The organism is Acinetobacter sp. UBA6526 (genome assembly GCF_002434875.1).
In the GTDB taxonomy this organism is placed as follows: Bacteria; Pseudomonadota; Gammaproteobacteria; order Pseudomonadales; family Moraxellaceae; genus Acinetobacter; species Acinetobacter venetianus.
Window position 1 is genome coordinate 4,872 of the sequence record NZ_DJLC01000177.1, and the last position, 214, is coordinate 5,085.

Genomic DNA, 214 nt, shown 5'->3' on the forward strand with positions numbered 1-214 from the left:
GAAATGATGAGTTAGGTGATTTATCAAATCAACTGAATCATTTAGCTGATATTCTACATCAGCATGAAGAGTCTCGCCGTCAGTGGGTGGCGGATACTTCACATGAGTTAAAAACACCATTGGCAGTGCTGCAAGCTCAGATTGAGGCGATGCAAGATGGGATTCGTAAAGCGACACCTGAGCATTTGGATGCAATGATGCGTCAAGTAAGCAG

General features: G+C 43.9%; 1 protein-coding gene. It reads left to right on the top strand.

Annotated features, from left to right (window positions below):
• Positions 1-214 (top strand): histidine kinase dimerization/phospho-acceptor domain-containing protein (locus B4237_RS12315; protein ID WP_286943335.1); only part of this gene is annotated, 214 nt, incomplete at both ends.